General features: G+C 64.1%; 18 protein-coding genes and 1 pseudogene. 8 read left to right on the top strand and 11 right to left on the bottom strand.

The window, feature by feature from the left end; all coding sequences use genetic code 11:
• Nucleotides 1-116: 116 nt before the first annotated feature.
• From KI243_RS20570 to KI243_RS20560, 3 genes are all read left to right on the top strand, one after another.
• Complete coding sequence (locus KI243_RS20570; protein ID WP_212809832.1) at nucleotides 117-1,055, top strand: arginine deiminase-related protein; 939 nt, start codon at nucleotides 117-119, stop codon at nucleotides 1,053-1,055.
• Entirely contained in the window at nucleotides 1,052-2,086 is a 1,035-nt protein-coding gene (gene astA / locus KI243_RS20565) for an arginine N-succinyltransferase (RefSeq protein WP_017124619.1), read from the top strand. Before KI243_RS20570 ends, astA begins: the two co-directional genes overlap by 4 nt.
• 198 nt (nucleotides 2,087-2,284) lie before the next feature.
• Entirely contained in the window at nucleotides 2,285-3,568 is a 1,284-nt protein-coding gene (locus tag KI243_RS20560) for a hypothetical protein (protein ID WP_017124618.1), read from the top strand.
• A 10-nt stretch (nucleotides 3,569-3,578) separates the two neighbouring features.
• Here KI243_RS20560 and KI243_RS20555 read toward each other — a convergent pair whose 3' ends face one another.
• The 10 genes and pseudogenes from KI243_RS20555 to KI243_RS20510 form a co-directional block, all read right to left on the bottom strand.
• Complete coding sequence (locus KI243_RS20555) at nucleotides 3,579-5,534, bottom strand: acetoacetate--CoA ligase (RefSeq protein WP_017124617.1); 1,956 nt, start codon at nucleotides 5,532-5,534, stop codon at nucleotides 3,579-3,581.
• 170 nt (nucleotides 5,535-5,704) lie between these two features.
• Nucleotides 5,705-6,475, bottom strand: a complete 771-nt coding sequence (hbdH, locus tag KI243_RS20550) for a 3-hydroxybutyrate dehydrogenase (protein ID WP_017124616.1) — start codon at nucleotides 6,473-6,475, stop codon at nucleotides 5,705-5,707.
• A gap of 10 nt (nucleotides 6,476-6,485) precedes the next feature.
• A complete protein-coding gene (locus KI243_RS20545) occupies nucleotides 6,486-7,877 on the bottom strand; it encodes a GntP family permease (protein ID WP_017124615.1) in 1,392 nt (463 codons plus the stop codon).
• 307 nt (nucleotides 7,878-8,184) lie between these two features.
• Nucleotides 8,185-9,600: a sigma 54-interacting transcriptional regulator gene (locus tag KI243_RS20540; RefSeq protein ID WP_103032732.1), complete on the bottom strand. Its 1,416-nt coding sequence runs from the start codon at nucleotides 9,598-9,600 to the stop codon at nucleotides 8,185-8,187.
• An 11-nt stretch (nucleotides 9,601-9,611) separates the two neighbouring features.
• On the bottom strand, nucleotides 9,612-11,207 hold the full coding sequence (locus KI243_RS20535) for an ABC transporter ATP-binding protein (RefSeq protein ID WP_177088088.1): 1,596 nt from the start codon (nucleotides 11,205-11,207) through the stop codon (nucleotides 9,612-9,614).
• Between the two features lie 14 nt (nucleotides 11,208-11,221).
• On the bottom strand, nucleotides 11,222-12,244 hold the full coding sequence (locus tag KI243_RS20530) for an ABC transporter permease (RefSeq protein WP_042934677.1): 1,023 nt from the start codon (nucleotides 12,242-12,244) through the stop codon (nucleotides 11,222-11,224).
• Entirely contained in the window at nucleotides 12,244-13,311 is a 1,068-nt protein-coding gene (locus tag KI243_RS20525; protein ID WP_017124612.1) for a microcin C ABC transporter permease YejB, read from the bottom strand. The genes KI243_RS20530 and KI243_RS20525 overlap by 1 nt, the downstream gene beginning before the upstream one ends.
• Nucleotides 13,311-15,175, bottom strand: a pseudogene (locus tag KI243_RS20520) (extracellular solute-binding protein). Before KI243_RS20520 ends, KI243_RS20525 begins: the two are co-directional and overlap by 1 nt.
• Before the next feature lie 135 nt (nucleotides 15,176-15,310).
• Nucleotides 15,311-15,592, bottom strand: coding sequence for a peptidylprolyl isomerase (locus KI243_RS20515; protein WP_017124610.1), 282 nt, complete (start codon nucleotides 15,590-15,592; stop codon nucleotides 15,311-15,313).
• Nucleotides 15,593-15,784: 192 nt separating this feature from the next.
• Complete coding sequence (locus KI243_RS20510; RefSeq protein ID WP_017124609.1) at nucleotides 15,785-16,876, bottom strand: 3-deoxy-7-phosphoheptulonate synthase; 1,092 nt, start codon at nucleotides 16,874-16,876, stop codon at nucleotides 15,785-15,787.
• Nucleotides 16,877-17,518: 642 nt separating this feature from the next.
• Here KI243_RS20510 and KI243_RS20505 point away from each other — a divergent pair.
• Nucleotides 17,519-18,277, top strand: coding sequence for a carbon-nitrogen hydrolase family protein (locus KI243_RS20505; RefSeq protein WP_177119209.1), 759 nt, complete (start codon nucleotides 17,519-17,521; stop codon nucleotides 18,275-18,277).
• Nucleotides 18,274-18,723 carry a GNAT family N-acetyltransferase gene (locus KI243_RS20500; RefSeq protein WP_083875286.1) on the top strand — a complete coding sequence of 150 codons (450 nt, stop codon included), beginning with the start codon at nucleotides 18,274-18,276 and terminating at the stop codon, nucleotides 18,721-18,723. Before KI243_RS20505 ends, KI243_RS20500 begins: the two co-directional genes overlap by 4 nt.
• Nucleotides 18,724-18,797: 74 nt before the next feature.
• Here KI243_RS20500 and KI243_RS20495 read toward each other — a convergent pair whose 3' ends face one another.
• Nucleotides 18,798-19,019: a DNA-binding protein gene (locus KI243_RS20495; RefSeq protein ID WP_017124606.1), complete on the bottom strand. Its 222-nt coding sequence runs from the start codon at nucleotides 19,017-19,019 to the stop codon at nucleotides 18,798-18,800.
• Between the two features lie 81 nt (nucleotides 19,020-19,100).
• Between KI243_RS20495 and KI243_RS20490 the strand changes: the two genes are divergently transcribed.
• The 3 genes from KI243_RS20490 (at nucleotide 19,101) to uvrC (ending at nucleotide 22,083) form a co-directional block, all read left to right on the top strand.
• Nucleotides 19,101-19,466 (top strand): helix-turn-helix domain-containing protein, encoded by a 366-nt coding sequence (locus tag KI243_RS20490; RefSeq protein ID WP_042934676.1) that lies wholly within the window; start codon nucleotides 19,101-19,103, stop codon nucleotides 19,464-19,466.
• Nucleotides 19,467-19,618: 152 nt separating this feature from the next.
• Nucleotides 19,619-20,257, top strand: coding sequence for a UvrY/SirA/GacA family response regulator transcription factor (gene uvrY / locus KI243_RS20485; protein ID WP_083875282.1), 639 nt, complete (start codon nucleotides 19,619-19,621; stop codon nucleotides 20,255-20,257).
• A gap of 2 nt (nucleotides 20,258-20,259) precedes the next feature.
• Nucleotides 20,260-22,083: an excinuclease ABC subunit UvrC gene (gene uvrC, locus KI243_RS20480; RefSeq protein ID WP_017124603.1), complete on the top strand. Its 1,824-nt coding sequence runs from the start codon at nucleotides 20,260-20,262 to the stop codon at nucleotides 22,081-22,083.
• Nucleotides 22,084-22,094 lie beyond the last annotated feature (11 nt).

Below are 22,094 nucleotides of genomic sequence, written 5' to 3'. Positions count from 1 at the left end.
CTGGTCGCGGCAAACCTTTCAGCCATTTCCAGCACCCGCCACTGGCTTACTCAGCCGGGTTTTCCCCTCGACCGGACAGACAATGGGCACCTCGATCCCTCATTGATCCCGCGCCCATGCAAACCACCCACACTGTTTTGATGATTCGCCCGGCGAGCTTTGCCTTCAATCCCGACACCGCCGCCAACAACCGTTTCCAGCATCAGGCGCGGGCCGATGAAAACGTCCAGCGCCTGGCACTCGAGGAGTTCGACGCTTATGTCGCGGCGCTGCGGGCACAGGATGTCGAGGTGCTGGTACACAACGACCGGGCGTTGCCCCATACCCCGGATTCGATCTTCCCCAACAACTGCTGGAGCAGTCATCCCGACGGCACCCTGGTGGTCTATCCGATGCAGGGTGAGAATCGCCGGTTGGAGCGCCACAAGGGCGTGCTCGACTGGCTGCGCGAGCATCGCCAGGTCGAGCGTCTCGTGGACTTTTCCGATCTGGAGCGCCAGGGCCTGTACCTCGAAGGCACCGGCAGCATGGTCTTCGATCGCGAGCAGCGGATCTGTTACGCCGGCTACTCGACCCGGACCCATGCCCGGGCCTTGCGGCAGGTGGTCGACCACCTCGGCTACCAGCTCTGCGGTTTTCACGCGGTGGATCGTGGCGGCGTGCCGATCTACCACACCAACGTGATGATGAGCGTCGGCCGGCGCCTGGCGGTGGTCTGCCTGCGGGCACTCGATGACCAGGCCGAACGTGAAGGCCTGCGCCAGTGCCTGGAAACCAGTGGCAAGGAACTCCTGGTGCTGGACTGGCAACAGTTGGAGTCCTTCGCCGGCAATATGCTCGAAGTGCACAACCGCCGGGGCGAGCCGCTGCTGGTGATGTCGCGCACGGCCTGGGGTTCGCTGGATGCCGGCCAGCGCCGGCAGATCGAACGCCATGCCACGCCCTTGCCCGTGAATATCGACACCATCGAGCGCATCGGCGGCGGCAGTGCCCGTTGCATGCTGGCCGAGGTGTTCCTGCCCAAGCGTCAATTCGCCGTGGAGTGTGCCCGATGATCGTTCGTCCCGCCCGCCTGTCCGACCTGCCGGCCCTGTTGTCCCTGGCCAGGAGTGCCGGTGCCGGCCTGACCACGTTGCCCGCCGATCCGGTACGCCTGCGACATCGCCTGGAGTGGGCGGAAAAAACCTTCGCCGGCGAGGCCCAGCGCGCCGATGCCGATTACCTGTTCGTGCTCGAAACCGCCCAGGGCGAGGTGGTCGGGATCTGTGCCGTGGCCGGTGCGGTGGGGTTGCGCGAACCCTGGTACAACTATCGGCTCGGATTGTTTGTCGCGGCCTCGAAAAGCCTGTCGATCAACCGGCACCTGCCGACGCTGTTCCTGGGCAACGACATGACCGGTCACTCCGAGCTCTGCTCGTTGTTTCTCGGTGCCGGGCATCGCAACGGCTTGAACGGGCGTCTGCTGTCCAAGGCACGCTTCCTGTTCCTGGCCGAGTTCCGTGGGCACTTCGGCGACAAGGTGATCGCCGAGATGCGCGGTTATTCGGACGAGCAGGGCGTCTCGCCGTTCTGGGAAGGCCTGGGACGGCATTTCTTCAAGATGGATTTCGCCGACGCCGACTACCTGACTGGCCAGGGCAACAAGACCTTTATCGCCGAGCTGATGCCCAAGTTCCCGCTGCCCACCTGCCTGCTGCCGGAAGCCGCGCGGGCGGTGATCGGCCGGGTGCACCCCAATACCGAACCGGCACTGGGCATGCTCAAGGCCGAGGGTTTCGGCTTCAAGGACTATATCGACATCTTCGACGGCGGGCCGCTGATCGAGTGTGCCACCGATGAGATCCGTGCGGTCCGCGACAGCCAGGTCCTGGTGCTGAGTATCGGCACACCAGGGGAGCAGGCCGAGCCCTGGCTGATCCACAACCGCCGGTTCAGCGATTGCCGGATCGGTACGGCGCCGGCAAGGGTCGCCGCCGGCACGCTGATCGTCGACGCTGCGGCGGCGCGGGCGCTCGGGCTGGAGGCCGGGGCCTCGGTGCGTGCGGTGGCCTTGTCGCCACGCCGGGCACAACGGGCCGCCGCTTGACGGCGAGGACGCCCTGCAAATGACGGGAATCGCCTGGCGGGATGAAGAAGGTCTGTAAAGTCAGTGAAATGGCACGGTAAAACGCAAAACCTGTTATTTCTGACAGTTGTTCGATGCAACCTCGATGGATTGAATAGCGGGCAGGTCGCGCGGGCACTACGGTCGCAGGCGACGCCCCTTTCATGGAGGAATTCGCCGATGCTGCTGCAAGCGTTACGAGGTTATCGGGTCAGCCCGGCGGGTGAGCTCGATCCGGGATTCGGTTGCTCGGGCAAGGCATTGGTGCGGTTTCCCGGCAGCCTGTCGAGCCAGGCCAATGACGTGGTGTTCTGTCCCGATGGCAAGATCCTCGTGGTGGCCAAGGTGGACTTCGCCGAAGGCGCGTTCTTTGGCCTGGCGCGTCTCAACAGCGACGGCTCGATGGACGGCGCGTTCGGCGAGGACGGCAGTCTGGTCGGCCGTTTCGAAGCCGTGGGCGAGTCGGCCGGTATCAGCCTGCGCCGGTTGCATGACGGGCGAATTCTGGTCTTTGGCCTGCACTATCTGGATGCCCACCGGACCTTGCCGGCCGTGGCCCGGTTTCTCGCCGACGGACGCCTCGATCCGCAGTTCGGCGACCAGGGCATCCAGGTCTTGCGTCTGTCCGGCAATCTCTCCGAAGGGCCCCGCGACGGCTGGTTGCCACCGGGCCTGCCGGGGGTGGAGAGTTGTTCCGGCAGTGTCCAGCCGGACGGCAAGATCCTGCTGACCCTCAATCACAGCTATGCCTGCGCCGATCATGTCGGCCTGCTGGTACGGCTGGAACCGGACGGGGCCCTCGACCCCGGCTTCAACGGCCATGGTTTCGTGGTGGTACGGCGTCTGCTGGTGAACACCTGGCTCAGCTGTGTGCAGGTCCAGCCGGACGGCAAGATCCTGGTGGGCGGCTCGATCGATTTTCCGCCCAGCGGGCTGATTGCCCGTTATCTCCCGGACGGCCGTCTGGACCCGGCCTTTGGTGACGAGGGTTACTTGTCCGTGCGCTTTGCCGGCGCCAGTTCGATGGTCACGCAACTGGCCCGTGGCACCCAGGGGCAACTGGTGTGCGTGGGCAATCGTTTCGATCCGCTGAGCTGCGCATTGCAGGGCTTTACCGCCAATGGCGGCCTCGATCGGCGTTTCAACGGCGGCGAGGCGGTGCTGCTGGACATCGATGCCCCCGCCAGCCAATGGGCAGCGCTCGCGGTGCAGTCCGACGGCACCCTGCTCGCCGCCGGTTCGACGGTGGCGGGATTCGGCTCGGACCTGGTGCTGGCGCGCTACCTGCCGGACGGGCAACTCGACCGCGACTTCGCCGCCGGCAAGGGCTGGGTGCGTACCCGCCTGGGCAAGAGCCTGGACACGGTCACGGCAATTGCCCTGCAGGGTGACCGACGGATCCTGGTGGCCGGCCATTCCCTGTTCGGCAGTTTCCAGGCGGTGGTAATGCGTTACCTGGGCTGATCCCTTTGCGTCAACCGCGCAATTCCGGGCGATCGCGGAACTGTTCCAGCGCTTCGGGATTGGCCAGGGCGTCGGTATTTTTCACCGGCAGTCCGTGCACCACGTTGCGCACCGCCAGTTCGACGATCTTGCCGCTGAGGGTCCTGGGAATATCCGTCACCGCGAGGATCTTCGCCGGCACATGACGCGGTGTGGTGTTGGCGCGGATCACCTGGCGGATCTGCTGTTCCAGCGCCTCGTCCAGTTGCACGCCCTCGTGCAGGCGCACGAACAGCACCACTCGCACATCACTCTGCCATTGCTGGCCGATGGCGAGGCTTTCCAGCACCGATTCGACCTTTTCCACCTGCCGGTAGATTTCCGCCGTGCCGATGCGCACGCCGCCGGGATTGAGCACCGCATCGGAGCGCCCGTGGATCATCAGGCTGCCGCTGTCGAGTTCCTCGGCGTAGTCTCCCTGGGCCCAGACCCCGGGAAACTGGCTGAAGTAGGAGGCCTTGAGTTTTTCCTGCTGTGGGTCGTTCCACAGGCCGACCGGCATCGCCGGGAAGTGCCGGGTGCAGACCAGTTCGCCTTTTTCACCGCGCAATGGCCGGCCGTTGTCGTCCCAGACCTCGACGGCCATGCCCAGGCTCTTGCACTGCATTTCGCCACGGGTGACCGGCAGCACCGGGTTGCCGCTGACAAAACACGAGACGATATCGGTGCCGCCGGACATCGACGACAGGCACAGCTCGCTCTTGATTTCGCGGTAGACGTAGTCGTAGCTGTGGGGTGACAACGGCGAGCCGGTTGAGAGCAGGGTTTTCAGGCGGGTCAGCTGATGGCTGTGTCGCGGGCTGAGTCCCGCTTCCTCCAGGGCGGCCAGGTACTTGGGACTGGTGCCGAAGACGCTGATGCCTTCACTGTCGATCAGGTCGAGCAGGCGTTGCGGGCCCGGGTGGAACGGCGAGCCGTCATACAGCACCAGCGTGGCGCCGACCGCCAGCCCCGAGACCAGCCAGTTCCACATCATCCAGCCGCAGGTGGTGTAGTAGAACAGGCAGTCGTCGCGGCCCAGGTCGACGTGCAGGCCATGTTCCTTGAGGTGTTGCAGCAGCACGCCGCCGGTACTGTGGATGATGCATTTCGGCACCCCGGTGGTGCCGCTGGAGTAGAGAATGTACAGCGGGTGGGCAAAGGGCACCGGGACGAAATACGGTTCGCCGCCGGGCCGGTAGAAGTCGTTCCACAGGCTCACCCTGGCGCCGGTGGTGAATTCTTCGGCGCGTGTCTGCGCACGGGCATAGGGCACGATCAGCAACTGCTGCAACGATGGCAGGCGTGCGAGGATTTCATTGAGCTTGGCGCTCTGGTCAAGTTCCTTGCCGGCATAGCGGTAGCCGGCGCAGGCGATCAGGACCTTGGGTTCGATCTGGCCGAAGCGGTCGATCACGCCCTGGGTGCCGAAGTCCGGCGAGGAGCAGGACCAGATCGCCCCGAGGCTGGTGGTGGCGAGCATGGCCACCAGGGTTTGCCAGGTATTCGGCATGCAGGCCGCGACCCGGTCGCCGACACCGACGCCGGCGGCCCGCAGGCGCTGTTGCAGACCGGCGACATGGGCGGCCAGTTCGGCATGGCTGAGGGTTTCCCGGCGACCGTCTTCGCTGACCGCGACCACGGCGAGATGGTTGTCGCGGCGACGCAACAGGTGTTCGGCGAAGTTCAGGGTCGCGCCCGGGAACCACTGGGCGCTGGGCATCTGCCCGCCTTCGATCAGGACCGCCTCGGCCGGCGCCTGGAACTCGACATCGAAGAAGTCGACGATGGCCTGCCAGAAGGCTGGCCGGCGCTCGATGCTGAAACGGTGCAGGGCCGGGTAGTCGGCGATCTGCAGATCGTGACGGTGATTGACGAAGCGCCGGAAGGCTTCGATCCGGGTCTTGCTGATGCGCTCTGCACTTGGGCGCCAGAGGACTTCGGCCATGGTTTTTCCTTTGTTGTTTTTCTCACCGATCTTTGCGTTGTACACCCTCACCGTGGGAGCTGGCTTGCCAGCGATAGCATCCTTGAATGCAACGCCGGATTCACTGGCCTCATTGCCGGCAAGCCGGCTCCCACGGGTAGGGTGGTGTTTTCGAGATACCAGGCATTCAACTATTGCGCCAACCAGCCGCCATCGATATTCCACGCCGCGCCGCGCACCTGGCTGCCGGCCTCGCTGCAGAGGAACAGTACCAGTTCGCCCAGTTGCGGGGGCGTGACGAACTCCAGCGACGGTTGTTTCTCGGCCAGCAGGTCATGTTGCGCCTGTTGTGGATCGATGCCGCTGGCGGCGCGGTCGTCGATCTGCTTCTGCACCAGCGGCGTCAGCACCCAGCCCGGGCAGATGGCGTTGCAGGTGACGTTGCTGGTGGCGGTTTCCAGGCCGACCACCTTGGTCAGGCCGATCACCCCGTGCTTGGCCGCGACATAGGCGGCCTTGCCCACGGAGCCGACCTGGCCATGCACCGAGGCGATATTGACGATCCGCCCCCAGCCGCGGGCGCGCATGCCCGGCAGGGCCAGGCGGGTGCTGTGGAACACCGAGGACAGGTTGATGGCGATGATCGAATCCCAGCGCTCCACCGGGAAATCCTCCACCGCCGCCACATGCTGGATACCGGCGTTGTTGACCAGGATGTCGACGCCGCCGAACTCCCGTTCGGCATAGGCGAGCATATCGGCGATCTGCGCCGGGTCGCTGACATCCGCCGGGTGGTGGCCGACCCGGCCACCGAACTGTCGCACCTCGGCAATCACCGCGCTGGCATCGCCAAAGCCGTTGAGGACCAGGTCGGCGCCGGCCTTGGCCAGGCTCAGGGCAATGCCCAGGCCGATGCCGCTGGTGGAGCCGGTGACCAGTGCGGTTTTTCCTTTGAGACTCATAGTCGTTTCCTCAGACAATGCCGGTGGCGTAGAACGTGGCGATCACCACGAAGACCGCCAGGGTCTTGATCAGCGTAATGCAGAAAATATCCTTGTAGGCTTCGCGGTGGGTCAGCCCGGTCACCGCCAGCAGGGTGATCACCGCGCCGTTGTGGGGCAGGGTGTCCATGCCGCCGCTGGCCATGGCCGCGACCCGGTGCAGCACTTCGAGGGGAATGTTGGCGGCGTGGGCGGCGCTGATGAAGCTGTCGGCCATGGCCGCCAGGGCGATGCTCATGCCGCCGGAGGCCGAGCCGGTGATCCCCGCCAGCAGGGTCACGGTAATGGCTTCGTTGACCAGCGGATTGGGGATGCTCTTGAGCCAGTCGGCCAGCACCAGGAAGCCCGGCAGCGAGGCGATGACCGCACCGAAGCCGTATTCCGAGGCGGTGTTCATCGCCGCCAGCAGGGCGCCGCCGACCGCGCTCTTGCTGCCTTCGGCCAGCTTGCCGCGAATCGCCCGGAAACCGAACGCCAGGACCATGATGATGCCCACCAGCAGTGCCGCCTGGACGGCCCAGATGGCGGTGAGCTTGGCGATCTCGGTCTGCACCGGCGCGGCCATGCCCGGCAGGCTGAGGCTGTGGGTCTTGCCGTACCAGAGGGGAATCCAGTGGGTGAACAGCAGGTTCATGATGCCCACCAGCAGCAGTGGCGAGAGGGCGATCCAGGGATTGGGCAGGCGGATATCCTCGGCCGTTTCCGGTTCGTTGCGCAGCTCGGTGCCGTAGCCTTCACCGGCGCGCTGGGCCTTGTTGCGCTGGCGTTGCAGGAACAGCATGCCGGCGCAGAACACGAACACCGTACCGATCACTCCCAGCCAGGGCGCCGCCCACGCGGTGGTGTTGAAGAAGGTACTGGGGATGATGTTCTGGATCTGCGGCGTGCCGGGCAGGGCGTCCATGGTGAAGGAGAACGCCCCGAGGGCGATGGTCGCCGGGATCAGGCGCTTGGGGATATTGCTCTGGCGGAACATCTCGGCTGCGAACGGATAGACCGCGAACACCACCACGAACAGCGAGACGCCGCCATAGGTCAGCAGGGCGCAGACCAGCACGATCACCAGCATCGCCTGGCGGGTGCCGAGCAGGCGGATGGCGGCGGCGACGATGGAACGGGAGAACCCGGACAGTTCGATCAGCTTGCCGAACACCGCGCCAAGCAGGAAGACCGGGAAGTACAGCTTGATGAAGCCGACCATTTTTTCCATGAACACCCCGGTGAAGGCAGGGGCGACGGCGGAAGGATCGGTCAGCAGGACGGCGCCGAGGGCGGCGATGGGAGCGAACAGGATGACGCTGTAGCCACGGTAGGCGGCCAGCATCAGCAGCGCCAGGGCCGCGAGGGCGATGATCACACTCATGGTGTGTCTCCAATTGTTATTTTTGTAGGTTAGGTCTGAATCTCCAGTGGGATTAGCGAGTTTCGTGCCATAAGGCTAACGTGTTGAAATAAAAGGCTATTTTTGTTTTTTATAGAAGACTTTCTTGCGATTGTCTCTGAATGGAGACTTTTCTTCTCGGAAATCTATCCTGAAAGTGCCCGATCAGGAAGCGGGCCTGTGTAGGAGTGGGCTTGCCCACGAAGCTTTTAGCGGGCTTGGGGGCGCTTTCGCGGGCAAGCCCGCTCCCACAGGGGAGGGGTGTCTCGTTTTAGGGATGGGTGTCTCTTTATTGAGACTCGGAGATGCCCAGGGCCAGCATTTTCTTGTACAGGGTCGATCGGCCCAGGCCCAGCCGGCGTGCCGCGTCGCCGACCTTTCCGGCACATTGCGCCAGGGTGGTTTCAATCAGTTGCCGGTCGAAACGCTCCCGGGCGGCGCTGAAGGTTTCATTGCCCACGGGGGCCGTGACCTGGACGTGCGGGCGTTGCAGCGGGCTGAAGGTGCCGATGGCGCCCCGAATGTCGGCAGCGTCGAGGACCTGTGTATCGCTGAGCAATGCCGCGCGTTCCAGCACATTGCGCAGTTCACGGATATTGCCCGGCCAGGCATGCTGCCCGAGCAGGTCGAGGGCTTCGGCGGCCAGTTCGTGGTGGCTGCGCAGTTCCTCGAGGATCGCTTCGCTCAGCGCCGGCAGGTCGTCCAGGCGCTCGCGCAGCGGCGGCACCTGGATCGGCAGGACATTCAGGCGGTAATACAGGTCGGCACGGAACTCGCCGCGCCGGATCGCCGCTTCCAGGTCGGTGGAGGTCGCGGCGATCACCCGCACGTCGCTGCGCAGGACTTCGTTGGAGCCCACCGGCTCGAACTCTTTCTCCTGCAACACCCGCAGCAGCTTGCTTTGCAGCGGCAAGGGCATATCGCCGATCTCGTCGAGGAACAGGGTGCCGCCCTGGGCGATCTGCAACTTGCCGGGACGGCCCTTGCGATCCGCGCCGGTAAAGGCGCCGGGCGCGGTGCCGAAGAACTCCGCTTCGAGCAGGGTTTCCGGAATCGCCGCGCTGTTGATGCTGACAAAGGCCTTGTGCGCCCGTGGCGAGGCGCTGTGAATGGCATGGGCCAGCAGTTCCTTGCCGGTGCCGGTTTCCCCCAGCAGCAGGATCGGCGATTCGGTGCTGGCGCTGCGTCGGGCGCGGCGCTTGACCTCCAGGCTCGCGGCGCTGGTGCCGATAAAATGAGCGAAGTTGTATTTGGTCTGCCGCGCCCGCAGCAGCGAGCGGGTCGAGGCCAGTTCGGCCTGCATGCTCTGGTAGCGCTTGAGCAGCGGCGACAGGCTGTGCAGCTCGCCGAACAGGGCGAAGCCGATGGCGCCGATCACCGTGCCGGCGTCGTCATGGATCGGCAGGCGCATCACTACCAGCGGTTCCTTGGGCATGTCCTGCAGGTCCAGCAGGATCGGTCGCCCGGTCCGCACCACTTCGCGCAACAGGCTGCCGGGGATCACGCTTTCGCAGGGCTGGCCGATGGCCTGTTCGGCGCTGGCGAGGCCGAAACGCCGGGCGTAACGCTCGTTCATCCAGACGATCCGCGCATCGCGGTCGACGATCACGGTGCCTTCGCTGGACTGTTCGATGATCTCGAACAGCGAGCGAATCGCCAGCAGGCGGACCCGTTGGTAGTCCTTGAGGCTTTCGCGGTCGTTCATGGGCGTTTCGCTCAGGGGTTGCACGCAGGGGCGCCGACCGGCAGGGTCGCCGCCAGCAGTTCGCGGGTGTACGGATGCTGCGGGTCGTCGAAGACTTTGCAGGTACTGCCGCGCTCGACCACCTGGCCGTCCTTGATCACGATCAGGTCGTGGGCCAGGGCGCGCACCACCGACAGGTCATGGCTGATGAACAGGTAGGTCAGGCCATGTTTTTCCTGGAGATCGCGGAGCAGGGCGACCACCTGTTTCTGCACCGTGCGGTCGAGGGCCGACGTCGGTTCGTCGAGCAGGATAAGCGCCGGTTTCAGCACCAGGGCCCGGGCAATGGCGATGCGCTGGCGCTGGCCGCCGGAGAACTCATGGGGGTAGCGGTGGCGGCTTTGCGGGTCGAGGCCGACTTCCTGCAAGGCCCGGATCACCTGGGCATCGCACTCGGCGGCGGTACTGGCGCAGTGCACCTCGATGCCTTCGCTGATGATCTGTGCCACCGACATGCGCGGGCTGAGGCTGCCGAACGGATCCTGGAAGACCACCTGCATCTGCTTGCGCCAGGGCCGCAGTTGCTTCTGGTTCAGGCCGTCGAGGGCCTGGCCCTGGAAGCGGATGCTGCCCTGGGAGTCGAGCAGGCGCAGGATCGCCTGGCCAAGGGTGGACTTGCCCGAGCCGGATTCGCCGACGATGCCCAGGGTCTTGCCGCGTTGCACGTCGAGGCTGATGCCGTCGACGGCCTGCAGGTATTCCTTGCGGCGAAACAGCCCGCCGCCGATCTGGAAGCGCACCCGCAGGTCGTCGACCTCCAGCACGCTTTCGTGATCGTCCAGCGGCAGCGCCTCGCCGGCCGGCTCGGCATCCAGCAGCAGGCGGCTGTAGGGGTGTTGTGGCTGGTTGAACAGGGTTTCGCAGTCGGCCTGTTCGACGATTTCCCCGGCCTTCATCACGCAGACCCGCTGGGCAATGCTGCGCACCAGGTTGAGGTCGTGGCTGATCAGCAGCAGGGACATGCCCAGGCGCTGTTGCAGGGACTTGAGCAGCAGCAGGATCTTGCGCTGCACGGTCACGTCGAGGGCGGTGGTCGGTTCGTCGGCGATCAGCAGTTCCGGTTCGCAAGCCAGGGCCATGGCGATCATCACCCGCTGGCGCTGGCCGCCGGACAACTGGTGGGGGTAGGCCTTGAGCCGCTCGCGGGGCTTCTGGATACCCACCAGTTCCAGCAGTTCGAGGATTCGTGCCTGGGCCGCCTTGCCGCCGAGCCCCTTGTGCAGCAGCAGGGTTTCGCCGATCTGCTTTTCGATGCTGTGCAGCGGATTGAGGGACGTCATCGGCTCCTGGAAGATCATGGCGATGCGGTCGCCGCGGATCTTGCGCAGGGTCGCGGTGTCGGCGCCGAGCAGTTGCTGGCCACGGTAAGACACGCTGCCGCTGGAACGGCAGCCGGTTTGCGGCAGCAGTTGCAGGATCGAATGGGCCGTCACCGATTTGCCCGAACCGGACTCGCCGACCAGCGCCAGGCATTCGCCGGCGCGGATATCCAGGCACAGGTCGCGCACCACGACCTGGTCGCCGAAGGCAACGGTCAGTTGGCGGATTTCAATCAGGTTCTCGGTCATCGTGGGGGCCTGGTTCATGAACGGGGGTCGAAGGCATCGCGCAACGCCTCGCCGATAAAGACCAGCAGCGAAAGGATCAGCGCCAGGGTGAAAAAGGCGGTGAATCCCAGCCACGGGGCTTGCAGGTTCTGTTTGCCCTGGCCGATCAGTTCGCCCAGCGAAGCACTGCCGGCGGGCATGCCGAAACCGAGGAAGTCCAGGGCCGTGAGGGTCGAGATGGCGCCGGTGAGAATGAACGGCAGGTAGCTCAGGGTCGCGTTCATGGCGTTGGGCAGGATATGCCGCAGGATGATCTTGCGGTCGCTCAGGCCCAGGGCGCGGGCAGCCTTGACGTACTCCAGGTTGCGGCCACGGAGGAACTCGGCGCGCACCACGTCGACCAGGGCCAGCCAGGAGAACAGCGCCATGATCCCCAGCAGCCACCAGAAATTCGGCTCGACAAATCCCGACAGGATGATCAGCAGGTAGAGCACCGGCAACCCGGACCAGACTTCCAGTACGCGCTGGCCGAGCAGGTCGACCCAGCCGCCGTAGTAGCCCTGCAGCGCGCCGGCGGCGATACCGATCAGGGCGCTGATGGCGGTCAGGGCCAGGGCGAACAGGATCGACACCCGCGCACCGAAGATCACCCGCGCCAGCACGTCGCGGGCCTGGTCGTCGGTGCCCAGCCAGTTCACCGCGGTCGGTGGGCTGGGGGCCGGCTTGTTGAGGTCGTAGTTGGGGGTGTCGGCACTGAACGGAATCGGCGGGAACAGCATCCAGCCGCCGTCCCTGGTGATCAGTTGGCGCACGTAGTCGCTGCGGTAGTCGGCCTGGAACGGCAACTGACCGCCGAACTCCTGTTCGGTGTAGCGCTTGAACACCGGGAAGTACAGCGAGCCCTGGTAGTTGAGTACCAGGGGCTTGTCGTTGGCGATCAGTTCGCCGCCCAGGCTCAGGACGAACAGTGCGGCGAACAGCCACAGCGACCACCAGCCACGGCGATTGGCCTTGAAGCGGTCGAAGCGACGCCGGCTCACGGGAGAAAGTCTGAGCATCAGGCGTTCCTCGCGGCGAAGTCGATACGCGGGTCGACCAGGGTGTAGCAGAGGTCACCGACCAGTTTTATCAGCAGGCCGAACAGGGTGAAGATGAACAACGAACCGAACACCACTGGGTAGTCCCGTGACACCGCCGCTTCGTAGCTCATGCGGCCGAGGCCGTCGAGGGAGAAGATCACCTCGATCAGCAGGGAACCGGCGAAGAACACGCTGATAAAGGCCTGGGGAATCCCCGAAACCACCAGCAGCATGGCGTTGCGGAACACGTGGCCGTAGAGCACGCGCCGTTCGCTCAGGCCCTTGGCCCGGGCGGTGACCACGTACTGGCGGGTGATCTCGTTGAGGAAGGAGTTCTTGGTCAGGATGGTCAGGGTGGCGAAACCGCCGATCACCAGCGAGCTGACCGGCAGTACCAGGTGCCAGAAGTAGTCGGCGATCTTGCCCAGGGTCGACAGCTGGTCGAAGTTGTCCGAGACCAGGCCACGCACCGGAAACCAGTTCAGCGAAGTGCCGCCGGCAAAGGTCACGATCAGCAGCATGGCGAACAGGAAGGCCGGCATGGCGTAGCCGAGGACAATCGCCGTGCTGCTCCAGATATCGAAGCGGCTGCCGTGGCTGATGGCCTTGCGGATGCCCAGGGGGATCGACACCAGGTAGGTGATCAGCGTCGCCCAGAGGCCGAGGGAGATGGTCACCGGCATCTTTTCCAGGATCAGGTCGGTGACCTGGGCGCCGCGGAAGAAGCTCTTGCCGAAATCCAGGCTGGCGTAGCTCTTGAGCATCAGCCAGAAACGCTGCGGCGCCGGCTTGTCGAAGCCGTACTGGCGTTCGATATCGGCGATCAGTTTCGGATCGAGGCCGCGACTGGCCCTGGACGAACCGTGCGGGGCGTCACCGCCGCCACCGATGGCGCCGCCAGCACCGCCGCCCAGCCCCTGCAGGCGGGCGATGGCCTGTTCCACCGGGCCGCCGGGCGCGGCCTGGACGATCACGAAATTGACCAGCAGGATCATCAGCAGCGTCGGAATGATCAGCAGCAGGCGTCGCAGGATATAGGCCGGCATCAGTGGCGTCCTCCGCTCTGGCCGCGCTTGATCAGCTCGGCGGTCATCTGCTCGTTGGTCAGCGGTGTCGGGCTGACTTCCCACCAGGTTTCGACGGCGGCGTCATTGCTGGCCTGCACCGCTGGAATGCCGAAGCGGTTCCACCAGACCGTCGAGATGCCCGGGGGTAATAGTTGGGAATCCAGTAGTAGTTCCATTGCAGCACCCGGTCCAGGGCATGGGCGTAGCTGAGCATCTGCTTTTGCGTGTCGGACTTGATCAGGCCGGTGATCAGGCTGTCCACGGCGGGGTTCTGCAGGGCCATGAAGTTGTTCGAGCCGGGATCGTTGGCCGCCGAGGAGCCGAAGAAGTTGTACAGCTCGATACCGGGCGAGGTGCTGACCGGATAGCCGCTGACGATCATGTCGTAGTCGCGGGCCTTGAGGCGGTTGACGTACTGCGAGGCATCGATGCGGCGGATATCCATGCGGATGCCGATTTGTGCCAGGTTGCGCTTGTAGGGCAGGAGCAGGCGTTCCATGCCGTTCTGGGCATTGAGGAAGGTGAAGCTCAGCGGTTCGCCCTGGGCATTGACCAACTGATCGCCATCGGGTTTCCAGCCGGCCTGTTCCAGCAGCGCCAGGGCCTGCAACTGTTTGTCCCGCAGGTTGCCGCTGGCATCGGTCTTCGGTGCCTCGAAGACCTGGGTGAAGACTTCGTCGGGGATCTGTCCGCGCAGCGGTTCGAGGATCGCCAGTTCGGCCTGGTCGGGCAGTTCACGGGCCGCCAGCGGGGTATTGGAGAAGAAGCTCTGCTGGCGCAGGTACATGTTGCGCATCATCTGCCGGTTGCTCCACTCGAAGTCCCAGAGCATGGCCAGGGCCTGGCGCACGCGGCGATCCTGGAACAGCGGCTTCTGCAGGTTGAACACGTAGCCCTGGGCCGGTTGCGGCGATTCCTGGGCCAGGTGGGCCTTTTGCAGGCGCCCGTCGCTCAGGGCCGGGCTGTCGTAGCCGATGGAGTAGGCGGTGGCGGAGAATTCGCGGTTGTAGTCGTAGGCGCCGCCGCGCAGCACCTGGCGGGCCACATCGGTGTCGCCGAAGTATTCGATGCTGAAGCGGTCGAAGTTGTACAGGCCGCGATTGACCGGCAGGTCCTTGCCCCACCAGTCGGCGTTGCGGATAAAGGTGATGCTGCGGCCGGAGTCGACCTTGCCGACCCGGTACGGGCCACTGCCCAGCGGTGCTTCGTAGCCGCCGCCATCGGCGAAGTCGCGGGTCTTCCACCAGTGCTCCGGGAGCACCGGCAGGGTCGCGATATCCAGGGGCAGGGAACGGTTCTCGGTGTTCTTGAAATCGAAGCGGACCTGGGTCGGCGATTCGACCTCGACGTCCTTGATTCCTTCGAACTGCAGGCGATAGCTCAGGCTGCCTTCGCTCATCAGCAGATTGAAGGTATAGCGCACGTCTTCGGCGGTGATCGGTGTGTTATCGGCGAAGCGCGCCTTGGGATTGAGGAAGAAGCGCAGGGACAGGCCGTCATCGGAGCGCTGCATCTTTTCCGCGACCAGGCCGTAGACGGTATAGGGCTCGTCGAGGGAACGCACCGCCAGCGGCGAGTAGATCCAGCCGTCGACCTGGGAGACGCCGATGCCTTTGTCGATATACGGCAGCACATGGTCGAACTGGCCGATCTCGATGGCCGAGCGCTTCAGGCTGCCGCCCTTGGGGGCATTGGGATTGGCGTAGTCGAAGTGGCTGAAGCCGGCCGGGTACTTGGCCGGTTCGCCGTAGACCGTCAGTGCGTGTTGCGCGGGGGCGGCGTAGGCCTGCGTCCCCGTAAACAGGGCCAGGGCGGTAAATGTCAGGGATAGAGCCAGTCGCATCATCAGCCTTGAAGACGGTTCGAAGTATCAGGGTTGTACGCTACACGGGCCTTTCAGGCCAGCCAAGTCTGTGCGGCGGATACGAAACGGCCCACGCAGAAGTGGGCCGTTTCGTGTCAGCAACGCGCAGGCGGATCAGTCCTGGCGGCTGGTGACTTCCAGCAGGTGGTAGCCGAACTGGGTCTTGACCGGGCCTTGCACGGTGTTGACCGGGGCGCTGAAGACCACGGTGTCGAATTCCTTGACCATCTGGCCAGGACCGAAGGAGCCCAGGTCACCGCCTTGACGGCTGGAAGGGCAGGTCGAGTTCGCCTTGGCGACCTCTGCGAAATCGGCGCCGCCTTCGATCTGGGCCTTGAGTTCATTGCACTTGGCTTCAGTGGCAACCAGGATGTGACGGGCAGTGGCTTTGGCCATGGGGAGATACTCCTTTCAATAAAGTGCTGAGCCTACCGGATTCAGGCCGCTTTTTCCCGGCAAAAGTTCCTTGGGCGCGGCGTGTCAGGTCAACAGGTATAGCCTTCTTCGCGGGCAAGTCCGCTCCCACAGGTCAGCAGGTGTGCCTTTGTTCGCGGGAGGCCGGCGTTCCGGCAAGCCCGCTCCCACAGGTCAGGCCACCACCGCCGTGGCCGCATGCGGCTGGCGCAAGCGCTCGGCGGCGCCGCGCAGCAGTTGCTCCGTGGCCTCCCAGCCCAGGCAGCCGTCGGTGATCGACACGCCGTATTTCAAGGTGCAGCTCAACGGCTGGCAGCCTTCGAACAGGTGACTCTCCAGCATCATCCCGATCAGCGAGCGATCGCCCTGCAGGCGCTGTTCCAGCACATCGGCGAACACCGCCGGCTGGCGCAGCGGGTCCTTGCCGCTGTTGGCGTGGCTGCAGTCGACCATCATCCGCACGGGAATGGCCTGCTTTTCCAGGCCTGCCCTGATCTGGGCGACGCTGTGGGCGTCGTAGTTCGGGCCGCGATGGCCGCCGCGCAGCACCAGGTGGGTGTCGCGGTTGCCGGCGGTCTGGATGATCGCCGGGTGGCCCTGGCCGTCGACGCCGAAGTGCCGGTGCGGATGCGCAGCCGAGCGCATGGCATCACCGGCGATGCCGACACCGCCATCGGTGCCGTTCTTGAAGCCCACGGGCATCGGCAAGCCGCTGGCCATTTCCCGGTGGATCTGCGATTCGGTGGTGCGGGCGCCGATCGCGACCCAGCTCAGCAGGTCGTCGAAGTAGCTGGCGGCCATGGGCTGCAGCAGTTCGGTGGCAATCGGCAGGCCCATGCGCAGCATTTCACGCATCAGCTCGCGGGACAGCGCCAGGCCGCCGGCCATATCGTCGCTGCCATCCAGGTGCGGGTCGTAGGCCAGGCCTTTCCAGCCGACGGTGGTGCGCGGTTTTTCGATGTAGGCGCGCATCACCAGGAGCATCTGGTCGCTGACGTCGTTCGCCAGGTTGGCCAGGTGTCCGGCGTATTCGAGGGCCGATTGCGGGTCGTGGATCGAACAGGGACCGACGATCACCAGCAGGCGCGGGTCTTCACCGTCGAGGATGGCGCGCACCGCCTGGCGGTGGCTGGCGACCTGGTCGCCCAGCGTTGTATTGAGCGGCAGGTGTTGCTTGAGCTGCAGGGCGCTGGGCAAGCGCTGGGTCAGCGGCTCGTTGGCGGACGACAGGGTGGACAGTGGCAGTGCAGAGAGTGACGAATTCATGTTCGGGCTTCCTGGGCAGGCGGCGGGTCTTCCCGCGCGCGGCCCTACTGGGGTGTTCGACAATCAGCGGCCGGATTGGCTACGAGTGTGTGCTTGCCACCTGTGCGTGACCGTTCGGAGGCGGCGAGCTGTCCCGAGCGGAGGTTGCTAAATCGCCAGGCGGTGGTGAGTTCGTAGCGGTAGCAGGTGGCGTAGTTCATGTCGGTATTCCTCGATTCAAAATGTCTGGTTGAGCAGTCTGTTGAAAAAAGCAGTGCGCTGAAAAAACAAAACCCCCGGTCGGGAGGCCGACCGGGGGTTGAGAATTCTCTGGTAGGCGACCCCTTGAGTAGTGGGCGCCGGTTGGGTATCAGGCGCGCCAGTGGCTAAACCAATACCCAAAATAAAAACCTGCGGATGCACGGGTGCCATTCATCCGCGCAGCCGCTGGCAAGCGCGGGGCGCTGACAGTCTGGCAAGGCGTGGAATGAACAGGATGCATGGTGTGTCTCCGATGGAATGTGACCGAGCTTACTCGACGGGTGGGAACCTGTTCAATCAGAAATTTCTATGGACCGGGTCGTGCAGTCGCTATGGGTTAAATGCCGTAAACCTTTATGACACACTTGTCGGACTTTTCTGATCCGATTATCAGGCCCGACCATGACCACCCTGACCGTTGCCGCCGCCCAGTCCTTTTCCCTCGCCGGCGACCTGCCGGGCAATATCCGCCGGCACCTGCGCTTCATGCAGCAGGCGGCGGAGCAGGGCGTGGAGTTGCTGGTCTTTCCCGAACTGTCCCTCACCGGTTATGAGCGCAGCCTGGCCGGTGCCCTGGCGATCGCGCCGGACGCGGCTGTCCTGCAACCCTTGCGGGACCTGGCGCGCGAGCTGCGCCTGGTGACCGTGGTCGGCATGCCGATTCGCCTGTCCGCCGGCGGGCCGGTGCTGATCGGCGCGCTGACCTTCAAGGCCGATGGCTCCCAGCAGGTCTACAGCAAGCAGCACCTGCATGATGGCGAAGAGCAGGCCTTTGCCCCAGGAACGGGTGGCGCCACCCTGTCCATCGGCGACGACACCGTCGCTCTGTCAGTCTGTGCCGACTTTTCCCACGCCAGCCATGCCCGCCATGCCGCGCAATCTGGCGCTAACCTGTATGCAGCCGGTGTCTTGATCACCGGCAATGGCTATGCACCGGATACCGCGTTGCTGGAAGGGTATGCCCGTGAACATGCCATGGCGGTGTTGATGGCCAACCATGGCGGGGTCACTGGCGGCTGGGAGTCGGCCGGGCGCAGTGCGATCTGGGCGGAAGACGGGCAACAGGTGGTTGCCGCGGCCGGGACGGGGGATGCGCTGGTGATCGGGCGACGTGTTGCCGGTCACTGGCGTGGCGAGGTGGTGGAGGTTTCGGGATGGTGAAACGGGACTGGCGTTTTCGACCGGCGACCGATGTCGACCTGGAGTTTGCCCGGTCGCTGACCCGCCGCAACATGATGACGTATTACTGCGAGTACGATTTGCTCTGGCAGGAAGAGGCCTTTGACGTGGCATGGGCGGGGCGACAGAACGCCTTGTTGTGCGAAGGGGAGGACGTCCTGGGGTTCGTCAGTTTCAGTCGGGACCCGAGAGCCCTCTATATACGGGAGCTGCAACTGGTCGAGGCGGGGCGGGGGCAGGGTTTGGGTAGCTGGTTGATTGCCCAGGCCCGTGATATCGCCTTCAGGGAGGGGCGTCCGGAGATGCGGCTGACCGTCTTCAAGAGCAATCCCGCAAGGCAGCTCTATCAGCGTATGGGGCTGGAGATCGTGGGGGAAGATGAATGCTTTTTTCGCATGAGCGCGACAGCCTTGAAAGCGCGGTCTTGATTCGGCTGACAGTGTTTTCGGATTAAACCTACCCCTCGATGTTTTGAGGCGCATACTGGCTCGAGCAGGCCGGTTTACTCGCTGGCCTGGCTGCCGGCTTCCAGGATGATGCCGTCTTTCATGCCCAGCAGGACCGCGACCTTATGGGCTTCCCCACGCCGTCCCTTTTTTCGCCCAGCGAGCACTTGATAGGTGGTTGCCGGGTCGACGCCATGCTCGCGCGCAAACTCCTGAACCGATTTCCCTTGATGTTCCAGCCAAGCCTTGGCTTGTGCGGCGGTGCGAATACCGGGCATAGTTCAAAACCGTTCAATTTTGTTTAAATCTTGTTGAGTGTACCACCCTTAGGGGTGCTTAGAGTGGGATCTTACATCCAAATGAATGGAATTGGTTCGCGATTGCGGCAAGAGAGGGAGCGACTTGGATTGTCGCAGAAGGCTTTTGGTGAAATCGGAGGCGTTGAGGCCAACGCCCAGGGTAAATATGAAAGCGGTGATCGCGCGCCGAAGGCGGACTATTTGTCGCGCGTGGCCGAGCGAGGCGTCGATGTGCTGTATGTTCTCACCGGCAACCGGACTCCCACGCTGGTGGACAACCTCAATTCCAACGAAGAAAAAGTCCTGGGCAGCTACCGCACGCTGCGCAAGGCAGACCAGGAAGCGATCAGCCAGTTGACCACGACCCTGGCCGAAGCCATTGCCCCCTATGGCACCAGGGGCCACAAGGGACCGGGCGGCTCCTGAGTCATTCCTCTATTGATCGCAAGCGTTTGCGACCCCCGCAGAGGCTTATAGCGCATTGACACTCTTATGTGACGCTTGCAGCTAGGTCAGGCCGCCGGTTTTTTGCTAAGGTGGTCAATAACCTGATAAGACCATATTCGCGAGGTGTCTGCTTGATTAGGGTGCTAGTTGTCGATGACCATGATCTTGTGCGTACAGGCATTACTCGGATGCTCGCCGACATCGATGGCCTGCAGGTCGTAGGCCAGGCGGAGTCGGGCGAGGAAGCCCTGCTGAAAACGCGGGAACTCAAGCCAGATGTAGTGTTGATGGACGTCAAGATGCCGGGCATCGGCGGTCTTGAAGCCACACGTAAATTGCTGCGCAGCCACCCTGACATCAAGGTCGTGGCGGTCACCGTGTGCGAGGAAGACCCATTTCCGACACGCCTGCTGCAAGCCGGTGCCGCCGGTTACCTGACCAAAGGGGCAGGATTGGCGGAAATGGTCCAGGCGATTCGCCTGGTGTTTGCCGGGCAACGCTACATCAGCCCGCAAATTGCCCAGCAGTTGGCGCTCAAGTCCTTCCAGCCGGCCAGCGATTCGCCGTTCGATGCCCTGTCCGAGCGGGAAATCCAGATTGCCCTGATGATCGTCGGTTGCCAGAAAGTGCAGATCATCTCGGACAAGTTGTGCCTGTCGCCGAAAACCGTGAACACCTACCGTTATCGGATTTTCGAGAAGCTGTCGGTCAGCAGTGATGTCGAGTTGACGCTCCTGGCGGTTCGCCACGGCATGGTCGATGCCGGCTGACAATGACTGACCTGTTCGATTCAAGCGCTTTTCTTTCCACCTGCAGCGGCCGTCCCGGTGTGTATCGCATGTTCGACAGCGATGCGCGCCTGCTTTACGTGGGCAAGGCCAAGAACCTGAAGAATCGCCTCGCCAGCTATTTCCGCAAGGCCGGTCTCACGGCGAAGACCGCGGCCCTGGTGGGGCGTATCGCCCAGGTGGAAACCACCATCACCGCCAACGAAACCGAGGCGTTGCTGCTCGAGCAGACGCTGATCAAGGAATGGCGGCCGCCGTACAACATCCTGCTGCGCGACGACAAATCCTATCCCTACGTGTTTCTCTCGGACGGCGATTACCCGCGCCTGAGCATTCACCGTGGGGCGAAGAAGCTCAAGGGCAAGTACTTCGGACCCTATCCGAGTGCCGGGGCGATTCGCGAAAGCCTGGCGCTGCTGCAAAAGACCTTTCACGTGCGCCAGTGCGAGGACAGCTACTACAAGAACCGCACGCGCCCGTGCCTGCAGTACCAGATCAAGCGCTGCAAGGCGCCTTGCGTCGGGCTGGTGGAGCCGCAGGAATACGCCGAGGACGTGCGCCATTCGGTGATGTTCCTGGAGGGGCGCAGCAACGCCCTGACCGACGAACTCAATGCCGGCATGGAGCAGGCGGCCAGTACCCTGGATTTCGAGCGGGCGGCCGAGTTGCGCGACCAGATCTCGCTGCTGCGGCGGGTACAGGACCAGCAGAGCATGGAAGGCGGTACCGGCGATGTCGATGTCATCGCCGCGTTCGTCAACCCGGGCGGCGCCTGCGTGCACCTGATCAGCGTGCGCGGCGGGCGGGTCCTGGGCAGCAAGAACTTCTTCCCGCAGGTCGGGATCGACGAAGACGTGTCCGAGGTCATGGCGGCATTTCTCGGGCAGTACTTCGTCAGCAGTCCCGAGCGCGACCTGCCCAGCGAACTGATCGTCAACGTGGTCCATGAGGATTTCCCGACCCTGATCGCCGCCATCGAGGAACTGCGCGGCCGTGAGCTGAGCATCAGTCACCGGGTGCGCGGCACCCGTGCGCGCTGGCAGCAACTGGCGGTGACCAATGCCGAGCAGGCCCTGGGGGCGCGCCTGGCCAATCGTCAGCACGTCGCCGCGCGTTTCGAGGCACTGGCCGAGGTGCTGAACCTGGACGAGCCGCCGCAGCGCCTGGAGTGTTACGACATCAGCCACTCCAGCGGCGAGGCGACCGTGGCGTCCTGCGTGGTGTTCGGTCCGGAAGGGCCGATCAAGTCCGACTACCGACGCTACAATATCGAGGGCGTGACCGCCGGCGACGACTATGCGGCGATGCACCAGGCGCTGACCCGGCGCTTCAGCAAGCTGAAGGACGGCGAGGGCAAGTTGCCGGATATCCTGCTGGTGGACGGTGGCAAGGGGCAATTGTCGATGGCCCGCGATGTGCTCAACGAGCTGGCCGTGCCGGACCTGATCCTGCTGGGCGTGGCCAAGGGCGCCACGCGCAAGGCCGGTTTCGAGACCCTGTACCTCAACGATGCCGCCCACGAGTTCACCCTCAAGGGCGACTCGCCGGCACTGCACCTGATCCAGCAGATTCGCGACGAGGCCCACCGTTTCGCCATTACCGGGCACCGCGCGCGACGGGGCAAGACCCGCCGTACCTCGACCCTGGAAGGGGTGGCGGGTGTCGGGCCGAAGCGCCGCCGCGAACTGTTGAAACATTTTGGTGGATTGCAGGAGCTGTCCCGTGCAAGCATCGACGAGATCGCCAAAGCACCGGGGATCAGTAAAAAGCTCGCGGAGTTGATTTATGCAAGTCTGCACAGCGAGTAGAATGTTCCTTC

Source organism: Pseudomonas sp. Ost2 (assembly GCF_018326065.1).
Lineage (GTDB): Bacteria > Pseudomonadota > Gammaproteobacteria > Pseudomonadales > Pseudomonadaceae > Aquipseudomonas > Aquipseudomonas gingeri.
This window is presented reverse-complemented; position numbering and strand designations above follow the sequence as displayed.